This is a genomic window from Bifidobacterium phasiani (assembly GCF_019331775.1).
Classification (GTDB): Bacteria; Actinomycetota; Actinomycetes; order Actinomycetales; family Bifidobacteriaceae; genus Bifidobacterium; species Bifidobacterium phasiani.
In genome coordinates this window covers 1-26,718 of sequence record NZ_JAHBBD010000031.1, presented here as the reverse complement: position 1 = coordinate 26,718, position 26,718 = coordinate 1, and the positions used below count along the sequence as shown (strand labels likewise).

Annotated in this window: 17 protein-coding genes; 4 read left to right on the top strand and 13 right to left on the bottom strand. The window is 63.9% G+C overall.

What is annotated here, in order from left to right:
• The 10 genes from KIH73_RS10000 to KIH73_RS09955 form a co-directional block, all read right to left on the bottom strand.
• Nucleotides 1-781, bottom strand: a 781-nt coding sequence (locus KIH73_RS10000; RefSeq protein ID WP_219083102.1) for a hypothetical protein, incomplete at its 3' end; no start/stop codon positions are given.
• Between the two features lie 40 nt (nt 782-821).
• Nucleotides 822-2,543: a hypothetical protein gene (locus KIH73_RS09995; protein ID WP_219083101.1), complete on the bottom strand. Its 1,722-nt coding sequence runs from the start codon at nt 2,541-2,543 to the stop codon at nt 822-824.
• Nucleotides 2,533-4,035 (bottom strand): AAA family ATPase, encoded by a 1,503-nt coding sequence (locus tag KIH73_RS09990; protein WP_219083099.1) that lies wholly within the window; start codon nt 4,033-4,035, stop codon nt 2,533-2,535. The genes KIH73_RS09995 and KIH73_RS09990 overlap by 11 nt, the downstream gene beginning before the upstream one ends.
• Nucleotides 4,036-4,489: 454 nt before the next feature.
• Nucleotides 4,490-4,675 (bottom strand): hypothetical protein, encoded by a 186-nt coding sequence (locus KIH73_RS09985; protein WP_219083096.1) that lies wholly within the window; start codon nt 4,673-4,675, stop codon nt 4,490-4,492.
• Nucleotides 4,676-4,721: 46 nt separating this feature from the next.
• A complete protein-coding gene (locus KIH73_RS09980) occupies nt 4,722-6,323 on the bottom strand; it encodes a hypothetical protein (protein ID WP_219083094.1) in 1,602 nt (533 codons plus the stop codon).
• Nucleotides 6,324-6,359: 36 nt separating this feature from the next.
• On the bottom strand, nt 6,360-8,114 hold the full coding sequence (locus tag KIH73_RS09975; protein WP_219083092.1) for a hypothetical protein: 1,755 nt from the start codon (nt 8,112-8,114) through the stop codon (nt 6,360-6,362).
• Nucleotides 8,115-8,178: 64 nt separating this feature from the next.
• Nucleotides 8,179-10,899: an ATP-binding protein gene (locus KIH73_RS09970; RefSeq protein ID WP_219083090.1), complete on the bottom strand. Its 2,721-nt coding sequence runs from the start codon at nt 10,897-10,899 to the stop codon at nt 8,179-8,181.
• A 12-nt stretch (nt 10,900-10,911) separates the two neighbouring features.
• Nucleotides 10,912-12,852, bottom strand: coding sequence for a TFIIB-type zinc ribbon-containing protein (locus tag KIH73_RS09965; RefSeq protein WP_219083089.1), 1,941 nt, complete (start codon nt 12,850-12,852; stop codon nt 10,912-10,914).
• A 1-nt stretch (nt 12,853) separates the two neighbouring features.
• Nucleotides 12,854-13,573, bottom strand: coding sequence for a hypothetical protein (locus KIH73_RS09960; protein WP_219083087.1), 720 nt, complete (start codon nt 13,571-13,573; stop codon nt 12,854-12,856).
• A 74-nt stretch (nt 13,574-13,647) separates the two neighbouring features.
• The gene (locus KIH73_RS09955; protein WP_219083085.1) at nt 13,648-15,042 is read right to left on the bottom strand and encodes an SPFH domain-containing protein; all 1,395 of its coding nucleotides are present in this window, start codon (nt 15,040-15,042) and stop codon (nt 13,648-13,650) included.
• Between the two features lie 1,003 nt (nt 15,043-16,045).
• Here KIH73_RS09955 and KIH73_RS09950 point away from each other — a divergent pair.
• A complete protein-coding gene (locus KIH73_RS09950) occupies nt 16,046-18,958 on the top strand; it encodes a heme utilization protein (protein ID WP_236022718.1) in 2,913 nt (970 codons plus the stop codon).
• A gap of 171 nt (nt 18,959-19,129) precedes the next feature.
• On the top strand, nt 19,130-20,143 hold the full coding sequence (locus KIH73_RS09945; RefSeq protein WP_219083081.1) for a ribose-phosphate diphosphokinase: 1,014 nt from the start codon (nt 19,130-19,132) through the stop codon (nt 20,141-20,143).
• Nucleotides 20,144-20,281: 138 nt separating this feature from the next.
• Here the strand turns inward: KIH73_RS09945 and leuD are convergent, their stop codons facing one another.
• Nucleotides 20,282-20,965, bottom strand: coding sequence for a 3-isopropylmalate dehydratase small subunit (gene leuD, locus KIH73_RS09940; RefSeq protein WP_219083079.1), 684 nt, complete (start codon nt 20,963-20,965; stop codon nt 20,282-20,284).
• 104 nt (nt 20,966-21,069) lie between these two features.
• The gene (leuC, locus tag KIH73_RS09935) at nt 21,070-22,473 is read right to left on the bottom strand and encodes a 3-isopropylmalate dehydratase large subunit (protein WP_219083077.1); all 1,404 of its coding nucleotides are present in this window, start codon (nt 22,471-22,473) and stop codon (nt 21,070-21,072) included.
• 217 nt (nt 22,474-22,690) lie between these two features.
• Between leuC and KIH73_RS09930 the strand changes: the two genes are divergently transcribed.
• Entirely contained in the window at nt 22,691-23,458 is a 768-nt protein-coding gene (locus tag KIH73_RS09930) for an IclR family transcriptional regulator (RefSeq protein WP_219083103.1), read from the top strand.
• 803 nt (nt 23,459-24,261) lie between these two features.
• Entirely contained in the window at nt 24,262-25,137 is an 876-nt protein-coding gene (locus KIH73_RS09925) for an endonuclease domain-containing protein (protein WP_219083075.1), read from the top strand.
• A 90-nt stretch (nt 25,138-25,227) separates the two neighbouring features.
• Here KIH73_RS09925 and KIH73_RS09920 read toward each other — a convergent pair whose 3' ends face one another.
• A complete protein-coding gene (locus tag KIH73_RS09920; RefSeq protein ID WP_219083073.1) occupies nt 25,228-26,577 on the bottom strand; it encodes a metallophosphoesterase family protein in 1,350 nt (449 codons plus the stop codon).
• Nucleotides 26,578-26,718: the final 141 nt, after the last annotated feature.

Here is a 26,718-nt window from a genome sequence, read left to right as displayed (position 1 = left end):
CCGCAATCAACGCCTCATTCAGACGCTGCCACTCGGGATCACGCGAATACTCCGCATAATCCTCCCGACCATACCCATGCTCGAAGATATACGCCGTCATATCATCCAACGCACTGCTCTTCTCACCAGAAACCTCGACATCACCATGATCGACATCAAGCTGACCGCCATCGGGATGTTCGGCGTCCCATACGATCTCGTCGGTATCCCCCTCCCCGCCGTCGTCAGAAGGCACGTCGGCAGCCTCTTCGACCGTCTCGTCGAGAGCGGCCGAGACGTCCGAGACGGCGGCATCGTCGGCGTCGTCCAGCGCGCCGGAGAGCGGGGCGCCTTCGCCACCTCCGTCCAGGTCCTTTTCGAAATCGTTGTCGGGATCCTCCGTCCACATCTCCATCGTTTCATCGGGCATGTCGGGAATCCCATCGTCCGCGTCCGCGGGAAGGTCCGGCACGTCAACGGTTCCCTCGTCGACGTCCGTCACCGGTTCGGATGTCTCGTCCCCGATTTCCGCGGATTCGTACCCGGCATCGACGTCTTCGAGATCCTCGTCGTCGACATCCATCGGTATATCGGGAATCCCATCGTCAATTCCTTCATCCACGCCGTCGATGTCCGCGGACGTCTCGTCGATACCCTCATCCTCCACGGCGAGGTCCTCGTCCAGATCGGGCATGTCCGGAATCTCCGGCAGCTCCTCAGGTTCGACCTGCCATTCGCCGCCGACGTCGTCGGTCGTCTCCAAGGACTCAGACAAATCGGAAAGACTCTCGAAGTCAGCCATCATAACCTCCTTGCTCCGTCACAGCCATCGCCTACGGCCCCTACAACGCGGCCAGACGGTCAGACAGCTGCTGCGACAACAAATCCTGCTCGTGGAAGTCCTGTTCGAACCGATGCCAGTCCTCACTCAGCTCGGCCAGCCGATCGCGCGTCGTTCTGATGATCTGCTGGTACTTCAGGTCGATGCGGCGACGGCTGGCCCTGTTCATCAGCATCCACACGCCGCCGACCGCCGCCGCAAGCACGCCGAGGCAAATCGCCGAGGGGATCAGGAAAACGGCCAGCGCTATGCCTCCCACCACACCGATCACCATCAGCACGATGGCCCAGACATCCTTGATGGCGGCCTTCTCCTCGGCAGCGCGCCCTTCGTAAAACCGCTGGGCCTCCTTACTCGACTTATCGGGTTCGCGCAGGTCCGCGGTAATGGAGAAGTCATCGATGACGATTCGCTGCACCGGACGGCACATCCCGCGGTATTGCCGTACGTAGAGATCCCCCGCCTCCTGCTGCAGTCGCTTGGTGGCGAGCAACATGTTCCGACGCATCTGCGGGTTGGTCTCCGAACGCCCCGATGGGGTGTATATCCAGTCGATCATCTCCGCGATGATGTCGAAATCGCTGTCGTCGTGCTGCTTACGTTCCTGGTACGCCGCCTGTGCGGCGTCCACGTCGCCCTGGTATTTGATGATGAACTCGTTGCGATCGATTTCATCGTACACGTCCTTCTCCGCAGGGCATGGCGCCGCTACGATGTCGTCGACGTACGACTTGAGGAATTCGTTGCGGCTCGCCTCGTCCACGTTCATGGTTTGCGCGATGAAGTCGATGATGTTAGCGTTGTTGCGTGCGCGCGCCAGGCTTTCCGCCAAGGCGCCGCTCCCGGGAACATACCGGCGAATCGACTCGTACCCGAACTGACGGTCGTCCACGAACGAGACGAACGCTTCGGTGATGCGTTCGACGACACGCACACGCCCCTCGCCGGCGTGCTCGATCTCGTCATCGATCAGACCGTAGATGTAGTCGCTGATGGCGGTGCGCGCCTTGTCCGACAGCCGGTCCTCGATGGTCTTCGACAGCATCGAGAAGAATAGGAGCACCATGGGCTTCTCCGCTCCCTTGAGCTGCCCGGCGGTCAGATAGGAGAACCAATGCAGCGCGGTCTCCTCACGGTGCAGACGCAGATAGAACACCATGAGGAACGATGCGGTCTTGCGGTCGTCGAGCGCCATGGCCTTGTCCAGGGCGCGCTGAGAGCGCTCCCGCTGGTCGGAGTGCCATGCGACGACCGCCATCAGCACGCAGGTCAGCCAATAGTCTGGATTCTCGAGGTGATTGCGTTCGATGGCCTTGTCGATGACCTCGTCCGTCACCATGGAGAAATCGAGATTGTCCATGATTCCCTGGACGATTCTGCGCACCTGCCGGTATACGGCAAAATCGTAGAACTTCTTGTTGTTGCACTCGCGGATGCGTTTGTTGGCCAGTTCCATCTGCTTAAGCCGGCCGTACAGCGCGTCCATGTCGCGCTGCACCTCATACGCCGCGATAACCTGCCGATGGGCGCGGCCCAGCGTGCCGTCCGCGGCGCCGAGACGGTTGCGGACCATGGTCGAGGTGTCGTTCAACGACTTGTTCGCCTGCATCATCGCCCCTACGCCGGCGCCGATTTCACCGCGCAGGCGGCCGTTCTCACGTTCGATGTCGTTCAGATGTGACTGCAGTCTGCGCACCTCCGCACGCAGGTCTTCATTCGCCATGTTGTCCTCCCGATGATGCGGATTGGGCGTTCTTCATCCCCCATTCGCGGATGGCCCTGATGCGTTCCGCCGAAATGGGGATGGTGGCCGCGAAGCAGGCCTCGACCTGCGCGGCGGTCGCCTCGAGGAGGTCACCAAACACCACCCGTTCGGCGACGTCCTTGATGGCCTGTTCGATGTCGGAGTACGAGAACCCCCGGCATCGCTCGACCAGACGGTCCATGTCGGCCTCGTCGAATCGGCGATGCAACGCCAGACGGGCGTACAAGGATATCGCGGCCCGCCGTTCCCCGTCATCCGGCAGGTCGATGAAAAAACTTTCCGAGAACCGGCCTTTGCGGAACAGTTCAGGAGGCAGGTGCTGGACGTCGTTCGCCGTCGCCACCAGGAACACTTTCGCCCGCGACTCCTGCAGCCAGAACAGGAACTGCCCGAGAATCCTGTTGCCAACGTCGCTTTCGCCCGAGCCAGAGGACAGCGCCTTCTCGATTTCGTCGATCCACAGCACGCACGGGGCCACGTTGTCGATGTAATCCAAAGCCTCCTGCATGCGCCGCTCGGTCTCGCCGACGTATTTGTTGTACACCGAGCCGATGTCGAAACGGAACAGCGGCAGCTGCCAACGGGATGCGATCATCTTCGCGGAGAACGACTTGCCGCAGCCGGGCACCCCCATCAGCAGAACGCCACGAGGCGACTGCAGGCAATGGCGGTCCAGAAGCTCCTGCCGGGCGAAGAACACATTGCGTTTGCGGTCCAGCCACGCCTTCAAGCCGTCGAGTCCGGCCACCTCAAGGTGCTCCGGATACGACACCGGCATCACGTTGGACACGGCGGTGAACAGGCGATCCTTATTCCCGGCGATGCCGGTTACAGCATCGTCGCCCAGCACGCCCCGCGCCACCAGGGACGACCGCAGCAGGTTGATAATCTGGACCTCGCTCAGGCCCCGCAGCAATGTCGCCAGCTGCGTCATGCCACCGTCACTCCACGTCACCTTGTCAGGGAACCGTGCGGCGAACTCCCCGATGAGGGCATGCCGTTCCTCGAACGTCGGCAGCTCAAGGTCAATGAACAGCCCGAAACGCGCCAGACGCTGCCACACATTCTCGACCGCGACGATCACCAGTGTGTTGCCCGTGTCCCTTGCCAGATATGCAGTGGACAGCAGCTCCCTCGTGTACAGCGAGTCCTGTTCCAACCTCCGCGTGTCGCCCAGCAGGAATGTGAGGTGACGGGAACGGCGGAACCTCTCCCTGATGAACGGCAGCGGATCGGAATCGACGTCCTTGGCGGCAGCCTCGTCCTGTGGCGACAGGGATTCGATCTGCTTGGAGTCGGTATAGCAGAATGCATGGATGTTCAACGCCTTCACGATGTCGCGCAAGGCGCGTTCGACCCGGTGCCGCTCGGCGGTACGAATGACCACCAGAGGCACGCCAGCCCGGATATAGTCCGACAGCATCGTGGACATTGCCTGATAGTCGCTCATTCGGTGTTCCACCTTCTTTCCAATCGCCGCATGCAATATTCGATGTCTTCGTTCGGGGGCGTCGTGCCACGGGCGACGGAGTCGAACACCTGCATTACGTACGTCCGTATCTCCGCGGCCATCCGCGCAGCCGAATCCCGCGGTATCCCGCCGACCTCGGTGATGCGCAGCAACGTCGCGCAGGTCCGGGAGTACCGTGCGCACAACATCGTCATAGTATCCACGTCCCCGCCGCACTGCTCCAGAAGACCGCCCAGCCGTCTGGTCTGACGGTTGAGCTCACTTTCGCAGTACCGCCTCATCAGTTCCAAGACCGCGACGCCGGTGCCGTCCGGCACCCGGCCGGCCCGCAGCGCCTCGGCGAACTCCCGTGTCGGTATGCACCCACCCGGCCGCAACATCTCACGCCATTGGGCAAATGTGCACGGAGGCTCTGAGGAGCATTCCCCGGCCGTCACTGCAGGAACGTCTCCGGCGGTTCCAGGCTCCATTCGGGCAGCTGCTTGGTCATCTCCGCGAGGGAGTCCTTCTTGGCCTTGCTGATCGCAGAGGTGCTCTCGCCGCCGAAATTCGCGGAAATGGAATTCAGCAGATCATCCTCGGTGCTCACCGATGTGGTCTTGGTGGTGTCGTCGGCCATGATGGCTCCTTTCTTTCTCTGCCTGTTTCGGACCGTTGGCCGCGAATCAGAAGTTGTAGTCCAGTTGCTCGAGAACCGTCGCCTTGGTGGTCATGGCATCGTCACAGAACTGCCTGAACATCCCGATCTGGGCGATGGTGCTGCCGAGGCCGTCGACCGCCGCCTGCACCCGAACGGGAAACTGCTTGAGCGCACGGAATACGTTGAGTCCCAGGAACCCCAGACCGAGGGCCGCGCCAATCAGGAACAGCAGGTTCACGAAGGACAACCCCATGCACAGCACGGCGCCGACCGCGGCGACCGCGTTCGGCATGTTCAGATACACCATCGTGAGCTTATGGGTGTCGAAGTACTCGCGGAGATCCTTTTCCTGGGCAGCCTGGTCATCGCCGTTCGTGACGCTTTCCCAACCGTCAATCCTCAGCCGGTACCCCGTCGGGAAACGTTCCTGTATGGCGTCGGAGAACCGGTCGAGCGCCGTTTTCAGCCAGCTCTTGGTATGGCTCAGCGCGAACTTGCGCACATGCACGTCCGTGTTCTGGTCGTTGTCGTACAGCACCCAGCCGATGAGCTGGCGTCCGATGTTGAACCCCTCGCCTTTGAGCCTGAGCATCTCCTGGTATTGCGCGTCGGCGTCCTTGACGTCGCCGTTGTTCTTGATGACCAGGTTGAAGTACTGCTGCTGGGTCTTCAGCTCGTCCTCCTCCTGGTCGTAGTTGCTGATCAGAGAGGTGAGCACGGCGTCCACGCGCGCCTTGTAGTTGTCCGGACGTTGTTCGATCTCCTCGACGTCCAAGGCGTCCACCATCGCCTTGATCGTCGAGAACTTCGACACGTCGCGATAAACGCCCTCCACCTGGTCGGCATTGACACAGAACCGGCGGATCGACTCGTAGGTGAACTCGCTGCCGGGCTGCAGGTTGTTGATGTAGTTGCCGTACGCCTTGACCAGGTCCTCGGCGATGGCGGCGTCCTCGTTGATGATCGCGATCCACTCGTCAATTGTGGCGTTCACCTGCGCCTCCAGCCCCCTGTCGGTGCCGAACGTGCCGGAGATGTAGGCCTGGAGCATGACCGCGGCCTCGTTCTGCATGAACTTGGGGTCCAAGGTCTTCAGGTATTCGCTGAACCAGCGGCGCGCCACCTCGTTGCGGCCGAAACGCAGATTCAGCAGGGTGAAGAACAGGGTGGCCTTGATTCTGTCGCGGCGGGAGCATTCGGAGAGCGCGTTGGCCGCCACCTCGGGATAGTCGTTCACCCATGCGGTCACGGCGATAAGCGCGTATGAGAGCCAGTAGCGTGAGCTAGTGAGCCACAGCTCCTCGGAAAGCTCCTGAATCGTCTTGTTGCGCACCAGGTTGATGTCGAAGTCACGTACCACGCCGATAATCGTGCGGCGGATGCGGTCGTAGTCGCCGAACTGCTCCTTGATCACCTGGTCGATGCGGATGAGGTTCTCGTGGGCGAGCTGCACCTCCTCGCTTTTGACCATGTTCTGCTTGAATTCGTTGACGCTTTTGTAGATCTCATCGGTCGTCGCCTGGATCTTCTGCGTCGTCGAATCGATTTGGTTCATCTGCGTGTCGATCGAGGAACGGAAGTCGCCGATCGTCGTGTTCAGCTGCTGAACTGCGTATGCACTATCCATGACTGTTCCTTTATCTTGTGGTTATCGGTTCTTCCGTCACTCGTCGTCATCGGTGAACAGGTCGAGCGCCTGCATCAGGTCGGCATACCCCTGATCGGCCTCCTTGTAGGCCTGACGCCAGGCACCCATTTCGTCCAGGGTTCGTTCGATGATCTCCAGGCTCTTGCGTTTCCGCCGTTCCATGACCTCCCGGAGATTGTCGATCTGGCGCCACAGGCAGAACGCTCCGACCAGGACGAGCAGCACCGAGATCACGATCACCGCGGGATGCCGTACCGAAACGGCGGCTATGACCAACCCCAATATGCCGGCGAGAATCATGCCGATCCAGACCAGCACGAACCGGTCCTGCAGGTAGCGCCAGATCGAATGGGTCCGGTAGTACTCCTCGAACCCCTCCTTGGCGATCGTCGCCTCGTTCTCGTTGCAGTTCATCGACCATCCGTCGACGGAGATGGTGTAACGCTCGCGTTCCCGCGCGCGATAGCCATCGGCGAATTTGGCGACGCCCGCGCGGATGTCCGGCTCCAGCTTCGCCAGGGCGAACCGGCGCGTCTGGGGGAGAATCGCCGCGTCATCCTCGGTGAACGCCCATCGTTTCAGCAGCCCAGCGAACCCGATCGGGCCGGTCTGCGGGTACCGTTCCGCATAGGCGACCTCGGCCTTGTGTATGTCGCCTTTCGCTGCGACGATCAGCTCGTTGTAGCGGATACGCCGGTGCACCTTCTCCTCCTCGTCATCCATCGATTCGATGACGTTGTAGATGGTGTCCTCAAGGTGCTCGTTCACGTCCTTCTCGCCGTCATCGTGCTCCTGGGCGAGGTCCTCGTATTCACGTGCGACCAGTACGTTCTTTTCCGCATCGGAGATCAGAGCCTTCATCTCGTCGTGCTGTTCGCAGTATTCCGGCAGATAGAAGAAGTCGAAATCCGAGACATGGGCCTTGGTCTGCATGAACCGGCAAGCAGCATCGGCAACCTCGTTCTTGAAATTGATGCTATAGAGGGCAATCTCGTCGAACATGTCCTTGATCTTCGACGCCACTCTGGCCTGCAACTCGCGGTCGTTGCCGAACGAGCCGCTCATCTGCGCCTCCATCAGGTACTGGAACTCCTCGCCCACGTCGTTCGCGTGGATGCACCCCAGATAATACGAATACCAGCGCATCGCCGTGTCCTTGCGACCGAATTTGAGGTTGCAGAACAGCATCAGCAACGAAGTCTTGCGTTCATCCATCATCATCGCGCGGTTCAGGGCCCGCTGGGCGGCCTCGCGCTCGTCGCTCCACCACAGCATCACCGCCGCGATGGCGTATGCCAGCCAGTAGTCGGTGTTTGCGAGATAGCTCTTCTCGACCTGCTTGCGCGCGGTCTCGTGGGAAATCAGATTGGTGTCGACCGCCATCACGCATCCCAGCGCGATACGACGCAGCTCGTGGTAAAACTTGAATTTCGTGTAGTACTCGTCGTTGAGCTTCGTCAGATTCCGCGTCGCCGTGGAAAGGTTCTTGTAGGCGAAGTACCGCTCCGAAACGTCGTGCAGCAGCTGCAGGAGGTCGCGTGCGTCCAGGTCCTCGCGGCCAATCTTCTCCGACAGCTTCCCGACGTCATGTGTGACCTTCTGGGACATGCCCTGCGCCGCGGTATTGAGCACTCCGAGCTGGGCAACGACATATCGCAGCTCTTCCTCAAGCCGCTGCTGTTCGATCAGCGCCGAGTTAATCCGTGATTCCAGGTTGCTGATCTCGGCCGCAAGTTGTCGCCGTTCCGCGATTTCCTCATCAGTCGCCATCGTTCCCTCCTTCCGATATCCCTTCCTTGCGGAATCGCTTCTCCCATCATCCAGTTTTACGCGGTCACGACCGATCGTCACCGGGTCGTATCGAATCGTAGACGAAACCGGAGTATTCCCTGACGTACCGGGCGTTGTCGCGCGTTCCAGTCCCGAGTTTGCAGGCGCGCTGCAGGTACCGCAGCAGGCGGGTGGTCACGCAGAACCCCATCCGTTCACGGTCCTCGCGGACGTTGTTTCGGTCGAGCTGCACGGCCACGTTGCGTTCCGCCTTCGTGCGGATGAACCGTTCCAGCGTCTCCTTGTCCTTGATGTGGTCCCTGTAGAAATAGCTCATGTTCATCGCAATGTAGTTGGCGAGTACACGCCCTTGCAGATCACACCCGTGGAGCACGCATGAGCGGCACGATCTGCAGGCGACGAACGGCATGAGCAGGTCGCGATGCTCCTTCCAGAACGTATCCCGTCCGCGAATCTCCTCGTTGCTCACGCCGCGACGGAACGAGGCCAAGCTCCGCGCGTCGTCGGCCTTGACGAGGATGGGTTCGGGCAGACGCCCGTAATACAGCAGGCATTCTCCGACATGCAGTCGCGACAGCAGATTGGTCTTCTCCTCGTCCATGCCTGTGGCGTCGGCGAGCACCTGCTTGTTGCGCCGTTCCACGATCTGGAACATGATCTTCGTGTCGGTGTTGGCCATGATGCTGTCGCCGAAGGTAGTTGCCGACTGGTCACCCAGAAACACGCCAGTGCCGTATGCGCGAATTTCCGCGATCATGTTCTCCAGTTCGCGCACGGCGCGGTTGTCGCCGTCCTCCCCGCCAGCTCCGAACAGCACATGGGCCTCGTCGATGAACAGGAGGTTCTTGAGTTCGCCGTCCAGTGACGTGTTGAACTTAGTGTACAGGCAGATCGAGATGAGCAGCAACGCCATCAGCAGGGTCTTCTGCTCGGGAGACGTGATGGCGTTGAGTTCGAGGACCACCGGGCGCTTCAACAGCTCGTGGATGGGAATGGTCGGGGTGGTGTCGTAGAGGTCGGGGTTCTGCTCAATCAGGGTGCTCAACCGCAGCACGCCGGCGGTGGTGATATTGCCGCGGGTCTCGCCTTGGTAGTCCATCGAGGCGACATGGTTCTGGAATTCGAGGATCATCTCGTGGAAGCCGAACCAGGTGACGTCGGGGTCCTCGCATGTGCTGGTGCGCTTCCAACCGTATTTGGCGTATGTCTTGTTCACAACTTCCTGGAAGATCGCGGGCAGCGGATCGGGCATGGTGAACGCGGCCTGGAACGCATTCATCAGACTGGGGATGTAGCTTTCCACGGTCACGCCCACCGGCGGCACGAACGGATTGATAATGAACGGCGAGACCGTGTTCATACCCGGTGTGAACACGGTCAGGTCGTCAATGGCATCGGTCAGGCAGCGGTATTCGGACTTGGTGGGTTCGATGGCGAGGAACGGGATGCCACGACGGGCCAGCCTTAGCAGCATGGTGTGGATGAAGTTTGTCTTGCCGGATCCGGATTTGCCCACGATCATGCCATGCTTGGTGAGGTTGTTCAGCGGGATGCCCGCCTGCAGGGCCGTGCCGTCCCCCGAGTCCACGTACGCGGGGTCGATGATGCGGCCGACGCGGAAACTGCGTTCGTCCATCACCGACGCATCCAGCCGCTCCTTCGACGTGCTGCCGCGTGTGACCTCCAGTCCGATGGTGGTGCCATCGTCGAAGGGCGGACGCGCCAGCGCGCTGGCAACGGACATCGGCAGCAGTTGCCGGCACCGAATCAGCGAGCGCGGCGCCTTGGCCTGGTTCCAGAACCGCATGTTGCGCTTACGCGTCACCAACAGGTCACTCATGGCCCAAGGCTTCACGAGGAACGATTCGGCCAGCGGTGGTATGTCGCCGTCGACGGCCACCGGCACCAGCATATGGGTGTCGCCGCCCGGCGGGGAGAACAGCGTCATCAGGCGCCCGTACAGGGACTGCACATCCTGCGGCGCACCGTAGATGACCGGCATGGTGTAGAAGGCCAACTCGTTCTCATGGTCGATGAAGTCAAGGTAGGCGCGCGAGGCCTCGATGAAGGCCGTCGGCGTCACGCTTTGCGGCATCATCATCACCTGCTTGCGCATAGCGTCGATTATCATGCGGCTGCGTTCGACGGTTTGCCTCTCCTGGGCGGTGTACGTGGTGGGAATCAGCTGAATCGAATACGCCGATCCCGGGCGTCCCGCCAACTCGTCGGTCAGTGTGCCGAGGTTGAGCTGTGTGTTCGTCACCACCGGCTCGTTGTAGTACAGCACCCCGCCCATGGGCGCGGCCAGGACCTTCTCTTCGCGACTGACCGTGATGACCCGGTCGTGGCGTACGGCGCGCAGTGCCTGTTCGAAATCCTCGGCGGATAATGCGTCGGAGCCGTCGATGAGCACGCAGGAATAGCCAAGCCCAGCAAGCCGTGCCGACACGTCCCGTGCCATCTCGTTGAGATCGGTGACCACGGACCGCGCATCGACGCCGAACTTGCGCAGAATGACGAATACGCGCGGCTGTCCCCGGTATAGCTGATGCTCCACCGGCAGCGACAGCATCAGCAACTCGAAGGAGAACGACCCGTCGCAGAAGCGCTGCAAGCATTCCGACAACATGGCGTCGAGACCTGCGGTCAACCGTCGGAAATCGGATGAGCCAGCGTCCCCCGCCTCGATATGGGGAACCGTGCTCACCTCGATGACTCGCGCCGCCGCCGCGCGGCCGCCGTTGAGTGCCGTTTCGAACCTCATCGTCCACCGCCCTCAGAACATCCTGATCGACGCGCAATAGTCCCGTGTCGAGGGTGGGATCGGAATATCGCCGGACTGCACGAGCTTGCGGAATCGTACCACCGTGCCGTCGCACGTGACCCGGCAGTTGTCCTTCGGCTCCAGCCGCCGGAGCAGCGGCAAAATGGCCTGCGCGGTCGACGCGGTGTCGTGATTGGCGATCAGGTAAGCCTGCAAGATCGGTGCCTCCACGACGTGCCCGCCCACGGTGACCGTCGTCATAATGTGCTCGGGCACGCCTGCCAGCGCGTCGATCATCTTGCTTGCTTTGGAGGCCTTCGTCCCCTCGTCGGGGGCCTGCAGCAGGAACCGGACTAGTGCTTCCCCAGTAACACGCATGTTCGGGGCCATCAGCTTGTCCACCATCTGCGGCTCATACCGGGATGTGCCCAGCGTACGCCTCAGATACTTCTCGAGCGCATCGGCCGCCACGGCCGAGCCTCCGCTGCCGGCGCCGGACGTCCCCGAGCCGTCCGGCGACCGCACCAGTCCCTCCTCGCCCAGTACCTTCACGACCTCGTCCCGAACGGCACCCGAATCGCCGCCGGAGGCCACGTACCGTTTGGCGGCCAGCTTCAGGGACTCACGGGCGGTCACATGTGTGAGCAATGCCGCCAGTACACGGGGCTTGACGGCGCCATCGGCATGGTTGCCGACCAAGTAGTTCTCCGCGGTCATCGGGCTGACCGCTCCGATCTGTTCCCCGAGCAGGTCGACGAGCTGCGGCTTGTCCTCCCCACCCGGCACGTCAAGATATGCGGAAAGCACGCTTTGCCGCCGTTTGCCAGGCAGTCCCATGCCGCAGATCGCGCGGAAAGCCGTGGCCTTCTCCTTCACTTGAAGGTCGTCCCTTGACAGCATGGCCACCATGGGCTTCTGTGCAAACGTAAGATAGTAGCCCGCGCCGGCCAGCGCGTTGAGTCCTTTCGTCATGGTGTCGGCGCCGACCTTGGTCAGCAGCGCCTCGACCACCGCGGCGGTATCCTCGTCGTTCAGCACCCCGCCTTTGACCGCGGCGAGGATCGACAGCACACGGGACTCGTCATACGCCGCGCCGATGAACGAGGCGAGCGCACGGCCGTTGGGGATGACGCCGCGGCCGACGCATCCCGTGGTGATGCCGAGTTTGGTTTCGATGGAATCCTGCGAAGACATCAGGTACGATGACAGGGCATCACGCCCGGACTGGCCGTTCACGCCGCGCACGATAACCGTGCAGACGTTGTCAACCTTCTGTTGGCCTTCCGGATACTCGTCAAGAATTCTGGTGAACAGGGCGTCCGTATCGAGTTTCGCCGGCGACTGCAACAGCTCGTCGATCTGCCGGTAGTCCTCCGTGGAGAAAGCGCGGTTCATCAAATCGCCGGCAGCCGATTCCGTGCGAATATCGCCCGCGTTGAACCCATTGCGGATGTATGCGACGCGTTCATCGTCCTTGAAGGTGTTGAACACACTGATCAGCAGCGACCGGATGTCCGATGACTCCAGACCGTCATAGAAATCCGCCTCAACGTCCTGCACCTGTGGGTCGAAGGGATGCTGCAGCTTGGCGTAGTCGGCCTGGGCTTGCGCCAGGTCGGTGCGCACCGCCTCGCGGTTGCCCATCAGGAACCGGACGCGAATGATCGACGCGGCCAGATGGGCCACGATTGATCCCGGATAGGATGGGTCAATCTTCTGACAATCGTTGAGGTTGGTCTGTACCAAATCCCAATGCCCCAAGCTGCTGTCGACGTCCAGCAGGGCACGCAGCGCTTGCGTCGCGGCATACCGCACGGAGAACTGCCCATCATAGCTTTCCGTGCGTTCATACCGGTTCCCGCAGTACACGCACACGTATACGTCGTCGGCTTTGTCCAATTCGAGTGTGCCGCCGCAGGTATCGCACCGGCGCTGCTTGTACGAGACCGCCATGTCACTTCACCAACAGCAGCTTGCGGCTACGCTCGGCATACAGGTTCTCCAGCTCCTGGACAAGCCTCCGCTCGGTCAGAAAATCGTTATTGGCAGCGGCGGACTGCAGGTCCCGCATGCGGGCTGTGATACGTCCCTCGACCTCCTTGATGGCGGGATTGTCATGGCTGAATGCATCGGAATACGTGATGGTTTCGGAGAGATGGTCGAGCGCCTCTAACAGCGCCGCATCGGCGCCGTGCATGCGATTGGAGTCGATGATGGAACGGATGTCCACGGATTGCAGACTCCATGCCACGGCTTGGCTGCGACGATCCTCACTCTGCTGGGCGGAGGCCTGCTGGGCGGTGACGCTTACCAGGGCGATGATCACGAACGCGACGAGCAGCACGACCTGCAGGAACAGGGCGATATTGAATGGAATCACGCTTTGAAAGCCTAGGAACACCATACTGACGAAAATCTCCGCCAAAAAGTAATAGGCGGCAAAGCTCGCCAAGGGGATGCCGAAGAAGACGGCTTCGATGTCGGGACGCTTCTTGAACATGAACTGCGGCGTGAGGAACAGCAGCAGGAACGCGATGACGGCGAACACAATCGAGCAAATGCCGACGGATGTGTACACGCCGCTGAACATGAAAATCGCCAGGGCGTACACAACAAACAGAAGCATGCCGATGACGCCGATGACGGCGCTGCCGGTGCGTGGTCTGATTTTCATATCATGTTCCCTTTCTCTGGTTCCGTTCCCTCGGCACCGGTTCCGCCGACGCCGGTCACGGACTGTGCGGTGCATTACAACTTCGTGGCGCAGAACGGGCAGGCAAGCCATGCGGGATCCACGTCATGCCTACAGTTCGGGCATGTCGGGGCAACCAACGGTTTGGTGCAGAAAGGGCACGCCTTCCACGTCGGGTCCACCGTCTTGCCGCACTGCGGGCACAACATGGCGGTAGTCTGTTCGGCGGCGCTCGGGGACGGTGTGGCGGGCTGCGCGGATTGCTGCAACGGCGTGGTAGGGGCGACGGAGTCTTCATCCGCCGGGGCCTCCTGTAATCCGAACCCTATGCGGCGGCCGAGATCCGATACGTCGTTGTCCATGCGCCGCAGCGACCCTCCATCGGACGATCCGTCGGAGGGGACGCTGCCGGAAGCGGTGGAGCCCCCGTCGCCGGAGCCGTTGCTGAAAATGTCGCGGCGCTGACCTCCGTCGCCGAAAAAGCCGTCGATGATACCGCCGATCGGCTCGCTCATGGGGCCGGATGCGCCGATGCCCAGAACACCGCCCATGAAGCTTCCGGCCGCGCCGTCATTGCCCGCAAGCTCCTTGAGAATGGCGGCCTTCTGTTCATCCGACCAGGTGTATCCCTGCAACCGTCGGGCTTCAGCCTCACTGCCCGCCAGAATCACCTTCGCCCTAGCCGCGGATTTCGCCGCCTGGAACTCCGCGGTGTCCTCATTGTTCGAGGTGATGGTCTCGATATTGAACCTGACCAGCTTGATACCGTAGTCTTCGAACACCTTGCCCAACGGATACGTCAGCAACTCGCTGATATCCTTCAGATGGGCGTTGACCGAAAACAGTCCGACCTTGGCCCGGGTGAACACCTTGGCGACCATATCGGTCACTTCAGTGAAGATGACGCCCCGCAATTGCCCGATCACCTGCGTCATGTCGAAGCCGGAGTCGTTCCTGCGCGCCGCGGCGAGGTTCCGTACATCCCCCCGAGTCGCGCCGAAGTCCCGCTCGTTCCTCCGCAGCGCGTCATAATTATAGAATCCGGTGAACTTCTCCATGAATTTCTTGGAGTTGTCGATTACGAAATTCGCGCTGCCCCGCAGCTGCAGATGCAACATGATGTCAAGCTCCGGATCCAGCACCGGCAACAGTTCAGGGGTTCCCCATTTCATATCCAGGGCGTGGACCTTGCTGACAAAATACACTTTGCAAGGGAACGCCGTCTTTCCGCCGGTGGCGAGACGCTGTATCGCGTTAAGACCGAAATAGTTCTGTGTCTCCAGAGTGTGACGCCCAGGCCCCAACACCTCGGTACGCCCCTCAATCATCACAATCGCTTCATGTGTTTCATCAACGATCAGTTGCGTTGCGGTATTGAAATCCTCAATAGGACTCTTCCATACCAGATCGGTGGAGCTCCCCTCAAACTGAATCACATCAACGACGGACATAGACTCTCCCCGCTCTCACTCACATCGTGACAACGAAGTCATCATACCTCCATTTCTCGTCTCGAACTCAATTCTGAGACTTACGTTGTACGAATGTTAGGACAACCGATAACTGCACCATACTTACTTGCATACCACCGACTTCATCTTCGAATCTTCAGATATACATATATAACAGAATTAAATGCACATTTTTGTCTCCATTCATATAATGCTTTTATTTTCTTTTGGCAAACGGTTAAACCCTCACTGAACCGGTAACCATTCATCTACCATTTGAGAACACAATTTTAGATATCCTCACAACATGACTTTCCACATCATCTGCCATCGATTTTTCTCTTCAATAACTATGTGCATCATAGGTCCCGAACGAAAATGCAGTGAACCAGTCGAAACTCTAGAGGCCATGGTCGATACAGCTGACTAACACGTTTTCTCAGGAAAAACCACGAACCATATTATGCCCGTATCTCCCGTTACACAATTACCCTATAACATGGGGGGATTAGGGAAAGGTTTTTTCATAAAAAAAGCAAAATAGCTCATACTTTCACAACTTGCTCATTCTGCTTACACCCCTGATGCTCAATCAGTGAACGGTCTTTGCGACTTAACATAGACCATGTGAAACGATAGCTAATACTACAAAATAAGGGAGGTCCTTATGAACTGTCCCCACTGCGGTTTTCGAATGGAGAATGAAGCGGTGTTCTGCGCACACTGTGGAACACCGCTAACCCAGTCGCAGCCGGCGGCCGTGGACGGCCCGACGCCGACCATGCCGATCCCGAGCACCCAGCCGGGCGCGATGCCGACCATGCCGATCCCGAACGGCCGGACGGAACAGTCGCCCGCCGGACCGGAGAGCCCGGCGCCGGCCGATCAGCCCGTCTCCGCGCAGGCCCAGCCCGTCTCCGCGCAGCCGGAGTCGATGCCGACCGGACCGATCCCGCCCGTCCAGGCGGGACAGGCCCCTGCGTCGGCGGGTCCGGTCCCGCCGATGCAGGGCCCGACGCCGCCCGCGCAGCCGGGCATGCAGCCCGGACAGCCCGGCGTCCCCGGCCAGCAGCCCGGATTCGGCGCCTCGCCCACGATGCAGGCCATCCGCAGCAACGCGACGGTGCGCGAGCTGACCGCGCCGAACGTGCTGCGGACCGCCGGGGTCTCCCTCGGCATCGGCCTGGCCTCCGCCCTGGTGCTGGCCGTGCTCGCCGCCGCCGTCCTGACCGCCGGCGGCACCACGGCGATGGACGAGGCCATGTACTCCTCCGGGATGGGCGGGATGCTCGGCGGCCTCGACGGCATCCTCACCGGCCCGAACTTCTTCCAGATCCTGGTGTTCGCGCTGATCGCGGGCGTCTCCGGCTCGTTCTCGCTGTCCATGTCGGCGAGCGGCCTGTCCCTCGATTCGATGGCGAGCATGTCGGTGTCGCTGCCGGTCGGACTGTCCGGCGTGGCGCTGCTGGTCGGCGCGGCGTTCGGCGCGTATCTGTTCGCGCGCAGGCTCGCCGTGCGCTTCAAGTGGACGGGCGCGGTCAGCGCCGCCGGCGTCGGCGTGGCCGCCGGCCTGGTCTACGTGATCCTCGGCGCGATCTTCCCGATCTCCGTGTCCGCCTCGTACGGCGGCGACGGCGCGGGCGCGGCGCTGAACGGCGCCTCGTTCCGCACGTTCGCGATGGCGTTCGTGCTGGCCGGGCTGGGCGCGCTGGCCGGCTACTTCCTCGCGCAGTTCGCGCCGGACTCGTCGAACGTGTTCCTCGCCGCATGGCGCTGGACGCATCGCGCGCGCGGCTTCGTGCGCACCGTGGTCGAATCGGCGGCCATCTACGCGGTGGTGTTCGTCGCGGCCTCGCTGGTCACGCTCGTGGTCTCCGCGGTGATGGCCAAGTCGGCGGCCCCGCTGATGCTCATCCCGTTCGCGTTCCCGTTCCTGCCGATCGCCGAGTTCACGCTGGGCGCGCTGGGCGCGGTGTCCTTCACGGTCACCGGGCAGCAGACCACGAACCTCTCGGTGTTCGCGCCGAACCTCGGCGATTCGCTGTGGATGTACGTGCTGCTGGTCGTCGTGTTCGTCGTCACGACCCTGTACATCGCGCTGCGGCTGGCCGCGCGCAACATCTACGACCGCGCCTACGCCGGCTGGCGGCACTCGTGGAAGTCGCCGGTCGCGGCCGCCGTGACGTGGGTGCTGGTGCCGTTCTGCGTGGCCGGCATCACCGCCAACGTCTCGGCGTTCGGCTCCGGCAGCGGCGCGATCGGCGTCGCCCCGGCCCTGTGGTTCTTCCTGGTGGCCGCGGTGTGGGCGTTCCTCGTCGAGGCCGCGGCGCTCACGTTCGGCCCGACGCTGGTCTCGGCGATGCCCGGCCTGTGGCGGCTGTTCGTCGGCGGCACGGTCCAGCCGACCCCGCAGGGCGTGACCGACTACGTCGTCGCCTGCGGCGCGACGTTCGGGCGGCCCGCGGGCCCGCAGACCCCGGCCGGCCCGCAGCCGACGGCCGACGGCATGGCCGGGGCCGCGGCGGGCATGGCGGCGGCAGGCGTCGCGGGAGCCGCGGCGGCCGGAGCGGCCGGAGCGGCCGGAGCCGCGATGGCCCAGCCGACGGCCACGGCGGCCGGCCAGCCCGCGGCCCCGTCGCCGGTCGGCCCGGACAACGCGGCGACGACCGGCCAGCCCGGCGATCACGACGGCGATGCGGCGGCCGGTGACGCCACGCCCGCCGGCGGTCAGCCCGGCGACGGCGCCCCGACGACCGTGATCCCGCCCGCGGCGGTCCCGCCGACCGGCGGCGAGGCGCCCAAGTCCTTCGGCGCGGCCGGCTACCAGCCCGGCCCGGCCACTCCGTCCGGCCCGGGCGCGCCGAACGGTTACGCCGCCGCGACGGCGGTCCCGCCGGTGGTGCCGGTCGCCCCCGCGCCGCGCAAGCCGATGACCGCCAAGCAGAAGCTGACGCTGATCGTCATCGGCGTCGTCGCCGCGGTCGCCGTCGCGCTGGGCGTCGCGTACGCGGCTCTGAACGCGACCGTGTTCAGCCCGAGCCACGTCGCGGACGAGTACCTGTCGGCCATCGCCTCCGGCAGCTACGACCGCGCGAACGAGATCGCCGACCCGCAGATCGACCAGAGCCAGCGGGCGCTGCTCACCGACGCCGCCGCGCAGGCCGAGAACGCGACGATCGCCAACGCGCGCGTCGTGTCGATCGACGACGCGACCGACGGGTCCAAGACCGTCACCGTCTCCTACACGATCGGCGGCAACACGGTCAACGACACGTTCACGATGGCGTCCACCGGCTCGCAGTTCCTGGTGTTCCCCGACTGGACGGTCACCACGCCGCTGCTCAAGCAGATCGAGGTCTCCACGTCCTCGGCGATCACCGAGCTGGAGATCAACGGCGTCACCGTCTCCGCGGACAACGCCTCCAGCGCGGACGACTACAGCATGTCGTTCCGCGTCTACCCGGGCACGTACCGCGTCTCGGCGGCCGCGTCGGACTACATCACCAGCGACACGGCGACGCTCGACACGGACATGCAAAGCTACGGCTACCTGACCGCCGAGGCGACGGACGCGCTGACCGCCGAGATCCAGTCGGCCGTCGACGAGCGGCTGCAGACCTGCGTCGCGTCGACCGACGCCGAGCCGGACGGCTGCCCGTTCGGCCGGTACGTGTACTCGAGCGACCGGTACCGCAACTTCTCGTGGAGCATCACCACGTCGCCGACCGTCGACTACATCAGCCTCGACTCCGGCTCGTTCTCCACCGACTACGGCGAGGCCACGGTCACGTACGAGTACCAGAACTACGACGAGACCTGGGAGCCGGACGACTACACCGACTCGTTCTCGGTCTACGGCGACTTCGTCATCGACGGCGACACGGTCACGGTGACGTTCGACGAGGACTACTGGTGATCGCCGGTCCGCGGCGCCGTGACGCGAGCGCCGCGGACGTTCGATGAAGGCAACCCGCCACACCGCTGCTGGGTGGCGGGTTGCTTGTATATTGGAATACGGTATTTTTCGATGCGGCCCCGCCCGGTCCCCGCATGGCGTGCGGGACGGGCGACGACGGAAAGGCGAATCATGTCGGCGATTCTCGAAGGCACCCCGGATAAGCGACTGGCGCTGGTCACTGGACGCGCCTACCCCGAACAGGCCGCGGAGACCGCCACGTATCTGGGCACCACCGTGCTGGAGACCACCGCCTACGACTTCGCCAACGGCGAGATGTACGTGCGCTTCACCGAGCCGGTGCGCGGCGCCGACGTGTTCGTCATGCAGTCGCACACCGAGCCGATCAACACGTGGGTGATGGAGCAGCTCATCATGATCGACGCACTCAAGCGTGCCTCCGCCAAGTCGATCACCGCGGTCTGCCCGTTCATGGGGTATTCGCGCCAGGACAAGAAGCACCAGGGCCGCGAGCCGATCACCGCCCGCCTGATCTTCGACCTGTTCCGCGCCGCCGGCGCCGACCGGATCATGACCGTCGACCTGCACGCCGCGCAGGAGCAGGGCTTCTTCAACGGTCCGGTCGACCACCTGACCGCCATGCCGGTGCTGCTCGACTACGTGCGCGGCCACCTGCCGCTGGAGAACGCGACGATCGTCTCCCCCGACGCGGGCCGCATCCGGGTCTCCGAGCAGTGGGCCGCGAAGCTCGGCGGTCTGCCGCTCGCGTTCATCCACAAGACCCGCGACACCACGCGCCCGAACTGCGCCGAGGCGCACGGCATCATCGGCGAGGTCGAGGGCCGCGACTGCGTGGTCGTCGACGACATGATCGACACGGCCGGCACGATCTGCGAGGCCGTGCGCACGCTGACCGACGCCGGCGCCGCCTCGGTGACGCTCGTCGCCACGCACGGCCTGCTGTCCGGCCCGGCCGTGGAACGCCTGCGCGACTGCGGCGCGCGCGAGATCGTGCTGATGGACACCGTGCCGGTGCCCGAGTCGAAGCGTCTGCCGAACATGACGGTGCTGTCGGTGGCGCCGCTGCTGGCCGCCGGCATCCGCTCGGTGTTCGAGTCCGGGTCCGTGACCACGCTGCTCAACGGGCTGCCCGAGGACATGCGCCCGCGCAACATCTACGCCTGACGGCTCCGACCGGCGGCCCCGGTCCGGACGACCGCCGGGGCTGGCCCCACTCATCAGGCATCACGGCATAACGAAGGCGGCGCGACCCTCATCGGTGTCGCGCCGCCTTTATGAAACCCTACGGAAGCCTTGCGGAACCTACGCCCGCGAGCTGAGCGGACCGGCCCAGTCGTACTCCACGTCGCGCGCGGACTCCACCTTCTCCTCCGGCAGGTGCATGGCCGGCAGGGTCTTGGGCTTGAACGGGAAGCGTTCCGCGCGCATCGCCTCGTACGCGGCGATGTCGTCCTCGTGCCGCAGCGTCAGGTCGATGTCGTCGTAGCCGTTCATCAGGCGCCAGCGGGTGTAGTCGTTGACCTCGAACGGCAGCGTCACGTCGCCGCAGGTCACGGTGCGCTCGCCCAGGTCCACGGTCATCTCGCGGCCCGGCTCCTCCTCGAGCAGCTTCCACAGCAGCTCGACGGACTCCTGCGGCATGATCGCCGCCAGCACGCCGTTCTTCGCGGTGTTGCCGTAGAAGATGTCCGCGAACCGCGGCGCGATGACCACGCGGAACCCGTAGTCGTGCAGCGCCCACACGGCGTGCTCGCGCGACGAGCCGATGCCGAAGTCCGGCCCGGCCACCAGGATGCGGCCCTTGCCCGCGTACTCCGGCCAGTTGAGCACGAACTCCGGGTCGCGGCGCCACGCGTAGAACAGCGCGTCGTCGAACCCGGTCTTGGTCACGCGCTTGAGGAACACGGCCGGGATGATCTGGTCGGTGTCCACATTCGACCGACGCAGCGGCACGCCCACGCCGGTCACAACTGTCAGCTTCTCCATGGTTCTTCCTTCGGTTCCGGGGCCGTCCGCGCGGCCCCGACGTTGTTGCTTGTCGTTCTGCGGTATCCAGGCCGACCGCCGTCGCATGGCGGACGGCCGGCGGGTCACAGGTCCGCGGGGCTGGAGATCGTGCCGCGGATGGCGGTGGCGGCGGCCACGGCCGGCGACGCCAGATGCGTGCGGCTGCCCTTGCCCTGGCGCCCCTCGAAGTTGCGGTTCGACGTGGAGATCGAGCGCTCGCCGGGCACCAGCTTGTCCGGGTTCATGCCCAGGCACATCGAGCAGCCGGCGTTGCGCCACTCGGCGCCGAAGTCCTTGAAGATCCTGTCGAGGCCCTCGCGCTCCGCCTGCAGGCGCACGCGGGACGATGCCGGCACGACCAGCACGCGGTGGATGCTGTCGGCCTTGTGACGGCCCTTCATGATGGCCGCGGCGGCGCGCAGGTCCTCGATGCGGCCGTTGGTGCACGAGCCGATGAACACGGTGTCCACGGCGATGTCCTTGATCGGCATGCCGGGCTTGAGCCCCATGTACTCGATGGCGGAGGCGGCGGCGGCGCGCTTCGTGGCGTCCGCGATCCGCGCGGGGTCCGGCACGGTGGAGTCGATCGGCGCGCCCTGGCCGGGGTTGGTGCCCCACGTCACGAACGGCGTCAGGTCGGCGGCGCTTAGGGTGACCTCCTTGTCGAAGACGGCGTCGTCGTCGGTCTTCAGCGTCCTCCAGTAGGCGACGGCCTGGTCCCACAGCTCGCCCTGCGGCGCGTGCGGACGGCCCTTGAGGTATTCGAACGTCGTCTCGTCCGGGGCGATCATGCCCGCGCGGGCGCCGGCCTCGATCGACATGTTGCAGATCGTCATGCGGGCATCCATCGACAGCTTGCGGATCGCCTCGCCGCGGTACTCGATGACGTGGCCCTGGCCGCCGCCGGTGCCGATCTTCGCGATGATCGCCAGGATGATGTCCTTGGCGGTGACGCCCTCCGGCAGATCGCCCTCCACGTTGACGGCCATCGTCTTGAACGGCTTGAGGCTCAGGGTCTGCGTCGCCATCACGTGCTCGACCTCCGAGGTGCCGATGCCGAAGGCGAGCGCGCCGAACGCGCCGTGGGTCGAGGTGTGCGAGTCGCCGCACACGATCGTCATGCCCGGCTGGGTCAGGCCCAGGATCGGGGCGAAGGCGTGCACGATGCCCTGGTCGGCGTCGCCGAGCGGATGCAGGCGGACGCCGAACTCCTTGCAGTTGCGCTCCAGGGTGCTCAGCTGGGTGGCGCTGGTCTCGTCCGGGTTCGGGCGGTCGATGTCGACCGTGGGGGTGTTGTGGTCCTCCGTCGCGATGGTCAGTTCGGGGCGGCGCAGCCGGCGGCCGGCCAGGCGCAGCCCTTCGAACGCCTGGGGGCTGGTGACCTCATGCATGAGCTGCAAATCGATGTAGATCAGATCGGGTGCGCCGTCCTCGCCCTGGCGCACGAGATGATCCGCCCAGACCTTTTCGGCCAGTGTGGTTCCCATTCTCAAGTCTCCTTTGGCTTCAACCGGAGATTCTCACCGTAAAAAACTTCAGCCATGCGTCGGAACACATGGCCTCTCCTGTACGAGTATGGTGGCAAGGCGTCGGCGTGGACTTTTGCGTTTCGAAATATGAGATGGCATAATCCCGATTATGACTGTTTCCAACTTGAACGCCACCGCCCCGGATGAACAGCGGAAATCCGCCGTTTCCGCCGACATGTCATCCGCAAATGCCACCCCCTGCGCGAACGACGGGGAGATCCATTCCGGCGTTGGGGTACTTGACAAAACGGTCAAGATCCTTGACGCGCTGGAATCGGGCCCCGCCACGCTCGCCCAGCTGGTCGCCGCCACCGGGCTGGCCCGCCCGACCGCGCACCGCCTCGCCATCGCGCTGGAGCGCCATCGGTTCGTCATCCGCGACCAGCATGGCCGCTTCACGCTGGGCTCGCGCTTCGCCGAGCTCGCCGCCGCCGCGGGCGAGGACCGGCTGCTCACCGCCGCCGGCCCGATCCTGCAGACGCTGCTCGACCGCACCGGCGAATCCGCGCAGATCTACCGCCGCCAGGGCGACCAGCGCGTGTGCATCGCCGCCGTCGAGCGCGCCTCCGGCCTGCGCGACTCGATCCCCGTCGGCGCCATGCTGTCGATGGAGGCCGGTTCGGCCGCGCAGATCCTGCTGGCCTGGGAGGACGCCGAGCGCCTGCACCAGGGGCTGCGCCACGCGAAGTTCACCGCCGCGAAGCTCGCCATCGTGCGCAAGCGCGGCTGGGCCGAGTCGATCAACGAGCGTGACGAGGGCGTGTGCTCGATCAGCGCGCCGATCCGCAACGCCTCCGGGCAGGTCATCGCCGCCATCTCGATCTCCGGCCCGAACGGCCGCATGGGCGCCAACCCCGGCCGACGCTACGCCCCGCTGGTCATGGCCGCCGGCAAGTACCTGACCGACGCGCTGGCCAAGGCGAGCAACGCCAGCCGGGCGTAGACTCCCGGCCCGCCACGGAGCCCGTCCTCGGCCTGCTACGCCGCCCGCTGTCGATGGGCGGCGTAGCAGGCCGATTTTCAGACGGATATGGGCCCGCAAGCCCGCCGGGCCGCACGGTGTGTACGGCTGCAGATAAGCCATCTGTCTTATGTGCGCTGGTTCACAGGATCGTTCTCGACGATCCTGTGAACCAGCACTTGTCCATATATGCACGGATATCGCACACTCGATCCCCTCAAACCGACGGCGAACCGGTTCCATCCGCGAACAATGTTCCCAAAAAGTGATGTCGAACATCATCCCGGTTCACAGGATCGTCGAACGCGCAACCGTGAACCGGCTTCTCGCGCAATGCCCCGCCCTCCGGGCAAATCAGCCACCGATGGCGCGTTGGCCCTTCCACCGGTTCACCGGCCGATTCCATTGAATATCCGCGCACAGCGCACGCAAGTCTCATAGGTACCCTCACTCCATGTGGTGGGTGAATGTCCGTGCACAGCGTGCAGGTCCCGCATACCAGCCACCGGGCGCAGCGACGTCCGTGTCCTGCGCATTGCCCAGCCGGGGCGTCACAACGCTTGGCCTTCCCGGATTCCACCAATCGGTCCGTCTTATGGACACCGTCCCGCCCCAGCGCCACTGCGCCATTCGTCGACGACGGCCGATCGTCAAGAGTCCGGAACCGGCCGGCCGAATCATGCGTCGAATGCGGTCAAACGGCCGATCGGACCATCGGCCTGACGTTATCCACAATTTCCGCCCCGGCGCTTGCCCGGCATGGCGCCGCCCCATACCATCGCGGCATGAGCTCCTTCATGCTTCGTGACCAGACGCGGCGCGCCGCGACGCAATACCGGGCGCTGTGCGAAACGGCCGCCGCCATGGACATCACACCGGTGTTCTCGCACACCTCGGCATTGGCGTACTGGGGCGTCGCCGCGCCCGACGACTGCACCCTGCCGAGCGACGTGCAGCACATCAGCTTCCCCTCCGGCGCGAAGCGGCGCCGCTTCGACAACGTGGCGTCGCACGTCTGGAGCGGCGAGTTCGCCACCACGGATCTCGTCAACGGTTTCGTCGTCGCCGAACCGCCCATGGCCTGGGCCCAGATCGCGGCGCATTGCAGCGAGGAGAGCCTGGCGGTCACGGCGGGCGCGCTGATGAGCCGCGATCCGCAGCGACGGACGGCCACGCTGGACGAGCTCGTTTCGTACGTCGAACGCAACACGGGGTTCATCGGACGGAGCCGATGCACGGCGACCATCCCGCTGCTCGCCCAGAACACCGACTCGCCGCCGGAATCCGTCGTGTATGTGCTGGTGCTGCGCAACGGACTGGGCAAGCCGGAGCCCAACCATCGCGTCGATGTGGGGCCGGACCGGTACTATCTGATCGACATCGCCTACCCGGACATCCGCCTGGGCATCGAATACCAGGGCGCCTACCACGCCGACACAGACCGGATGCGGGCCGATTGCACAAGGTGGAACGCGCTGCGGCGGCTCGGATGGGAGATCGTGCTGGTCACGGCCGACGACCTGCGCACCGAAGCCGCGAAGCGCCTCATCGTCGAGGACATCCGATTCAAGATGGAACGGCAGTCCGCCCTGATGGGGCTGGCTCGTTCATACAACGTTTCCCCAATTCACACTTTCGGACGGTACGATCCCGTGAACTGAAACGCACATATCCGACCATATTCCTCCACCACACAACGGCCGCATTCCGCCAGTTCGTCGCGGAAACGCACACGGCACCGGTTCACAGGATCATTCCGCCCCATCCTGTGAACCGGACTTGCGGAACAGGCGGGTCAGCCACTGCCACAGCCCGGGCTTGTGCAGCAGATCCATGCCTTCGCTGTCCGGTTTGACGCTGGTCATGCCATACGCGTATGCCTTGTTGGATTTGGGCTTGCCGACCAGCTCGCCGAACTCCAGCAGCTGCGTCCGCGGCTCGTGCGGATGCCGGATGTCGAACTCGAACAGCCGGGCGGCGCGCTTCTCCGGCACGGGCCCGTACGAGCCGAACCCGCAGGTCGGCGTGGCCACCAGCATGATGCCCTCGTGCACGCCCACGAAGCCGTTGCGGTGGTCGTGCCCCGCGACGACCGCGAAGTATCCCCGGTTCTCCTTGAGCAGCGCGAACTCGCCGTAATCATGGTCGCTGCAGCTGATCCCCTCGCCCAGGTAGCTCCCCGGCAGCGTCTTGCCGTCGTCGAGCACGTAGCTGCGCCCGTCGAACGCCCGGTAGCCCTGGATCGCGCTGGCCGCGTTGGCCGGCACCTCCTTGAGCAGATCGTAGTACTGGGGCAGCGCGAGGTGCTGGAACAGCATCGACTGTTCCCCGATGAGCTCCGGCGCCCGCCTGAGGAACTCGAAGCCCCTGCCGGAGGGCGCGCCGTAGCCGCCCGAACGCGCGTAGTCGCCCGAATCCAGCAGCACCAGGCCGATCACCGTGCGCGTGCGGTCGACGTCGACGACCGGCAGCGCGAACGTGCCGGGCTCGCACGGGTACACCCGCTGGTCGGGCAGCCCCGACCCGGGCACCGCCCGGGACCGGTCCGGGCTGGCGGCCGTGGACTCCGGGTTCAGGCACCCGGGGAACTCGCGGTAGATGGCGTCGAGCTCGGCGTTGTCGAGCCCGCACTGGAAATCGTGGTTGCCGTAGGTCACCGCCCACGGGACGCGGCGGTCGATCAGCGGCCGGAGGAACTGGGCGATCGTGCCGCGCACCAGCTCGCGCGTCCGCTCCAGGTTCGCCGCCTGATGCTCGACCGCGCGGCGGTCCTTCGGCATGATCAGGCTTTTGGACCAACGGCGCTTGCGGAAGGTGTCGGCGTAGGCGGTGTCGTACCCCGCGATCTGGTTGCCGGTGAATATGACGACGTCGGGCCGCGTGGCGTCGAGCGAGGCTTCGATCAGGCTGATCGTGTCGGATGAGACCTTGGGGCCGTCCTGGATGTCGGCGAACTGCAGGACGCGGAACTTCCCGGACTCATGGAACTGCAGGCGGCCCAGCCGGGCCGACACGGAGACCGGGCGGTCGTCGGCGGCCTCCGCCGGGTGGATGCGGGGGCGCGAGGACCGGTTCTTTTCGCCGCGTTGTTGTTCGCTCATGTATACAGGGTAAACCGGCTCTTCCGGTTTTCGTGTGTGTCGGGTTCATGGTTGTGAGATTCGTTCCCGTATGGTTTGTCTGAATCCTCCGGCGTGCAGGAGGCTTCTGGTGATGTAGTTGCCGAGGTTGGTGAAGCCGAG

Bases quoted from the DNA above. Each gene is read 5' to 3' on its own strand.
- KIH73_RS09925 (WP_219083075.1), top strand. From the start codon at position 24,262: ATGAGCTCCTTCATGCTTCGTGACCAGACGCGGCGCGCCGCGACGCAA.
- KIH73_RS09950 (WP_236022718.1), top strand. From the start codon at position 16,046: ATGCAGGGCCCGACGCCGCCCGCGCAGCCGGGCATGCAGCCCGGACAG.
- KIH73_RS09965 (WP_219083089.1), bottom strand. From the start codon at position 12,852: ATGGCGGTCTCGTACAAGCAGCGCCGGTGCGATACCTGCGGCGGCACA.
- leuC (WP_219083077.1), bottom strand. From the start codon at position 22,473: ATGGGAACCACACTGGCCGAAAAGGTCTGGGCGGATCATCTCGTGCGC.
- KIH73_RS09930 (WP_219083103.1), top strand. From the start codon at position 22,691: ATGTCATCCGCAAATGCCACCCCCTGCGCGAACGACGGGGAGATCCAT.
- KIH73_RS09995 (WP_219083101.1), bottom strand. From the start codon at position 2,543: ATGGCGAATGAAGACCTGCGTGCGGAGGTGCGCAGACTGCAGTCACAT.
- KIH73_RS09960 (WP_219083087.1), bottom strand. From the start codon at position 13,573: ATGAAAATCAGACCACGCACCGGCAGCGCCGTCATCGGCGTCATCGGC.
- KIH73_RS09985 (WP_219083096.1), bottom strand. From the start codon at position 4,675: ATGGCCGACGACACCACCAAGACCACATCGGTGAGCACCGAGGATGAT.
- KIH73_RS09920 (WP_219083073.1), bottom strand. From the start codon at position 26,577: ATGAGCGAACAACAACGCGGCGAAAAGAACCGGTCCTCGCGCCCCCGC.
- KIH73_RS09980 (WP_219083094.1), bottom strand. From the start codon at position 6,323: ATGGATAGTGCATACGCAGTTCAGCAGCTGAACACGACGATCGGCGAC.
- KIH73_RS09975 (WP_219083092.1), bottom strand. From the start codon at position 8,114: ATGGCGACTGATGAGGAAATCGCGGAACGGCGACAACTTGCGGCCGAG.
- KIH73_RS09955 (WP_219083085.1), bottom strand. From the start codon at position 15,042: ATGTCCGTCGTTGATGTGATTCAGTTTGAGGGGAGCTCCACCGATCTG.
- KIH73_RS09945 (WP_219083081.1), top strand. From the start codon at position 19,130: ATGTCGGCGATTCTCGAAGGCACCCCGGATAAGCGACTGGCGCTGGTC.
- leuD (WP_219083079.1), bottom strand. From the start codon at position 20,965: ATGGAGAAGCTGACAGTTGTGACCGGCGTGGGCGTGCCGCTGCGTCGG.
- KIH73_RS09970 (WP_219083090.1), bottom strand. From the start codon at position 10,899: ATGAGGTTCGAAACGGCACTCAACGGCGGCCGCGCGGCGGCGGCGCGA.
- KIH73_RS09990 (WP_219083099.1), bottom strand. From the start codon at position 4,035: ATGAGCGACTATCAGGCAATGTCCACGATGCTGTCGGACTATATCCGG.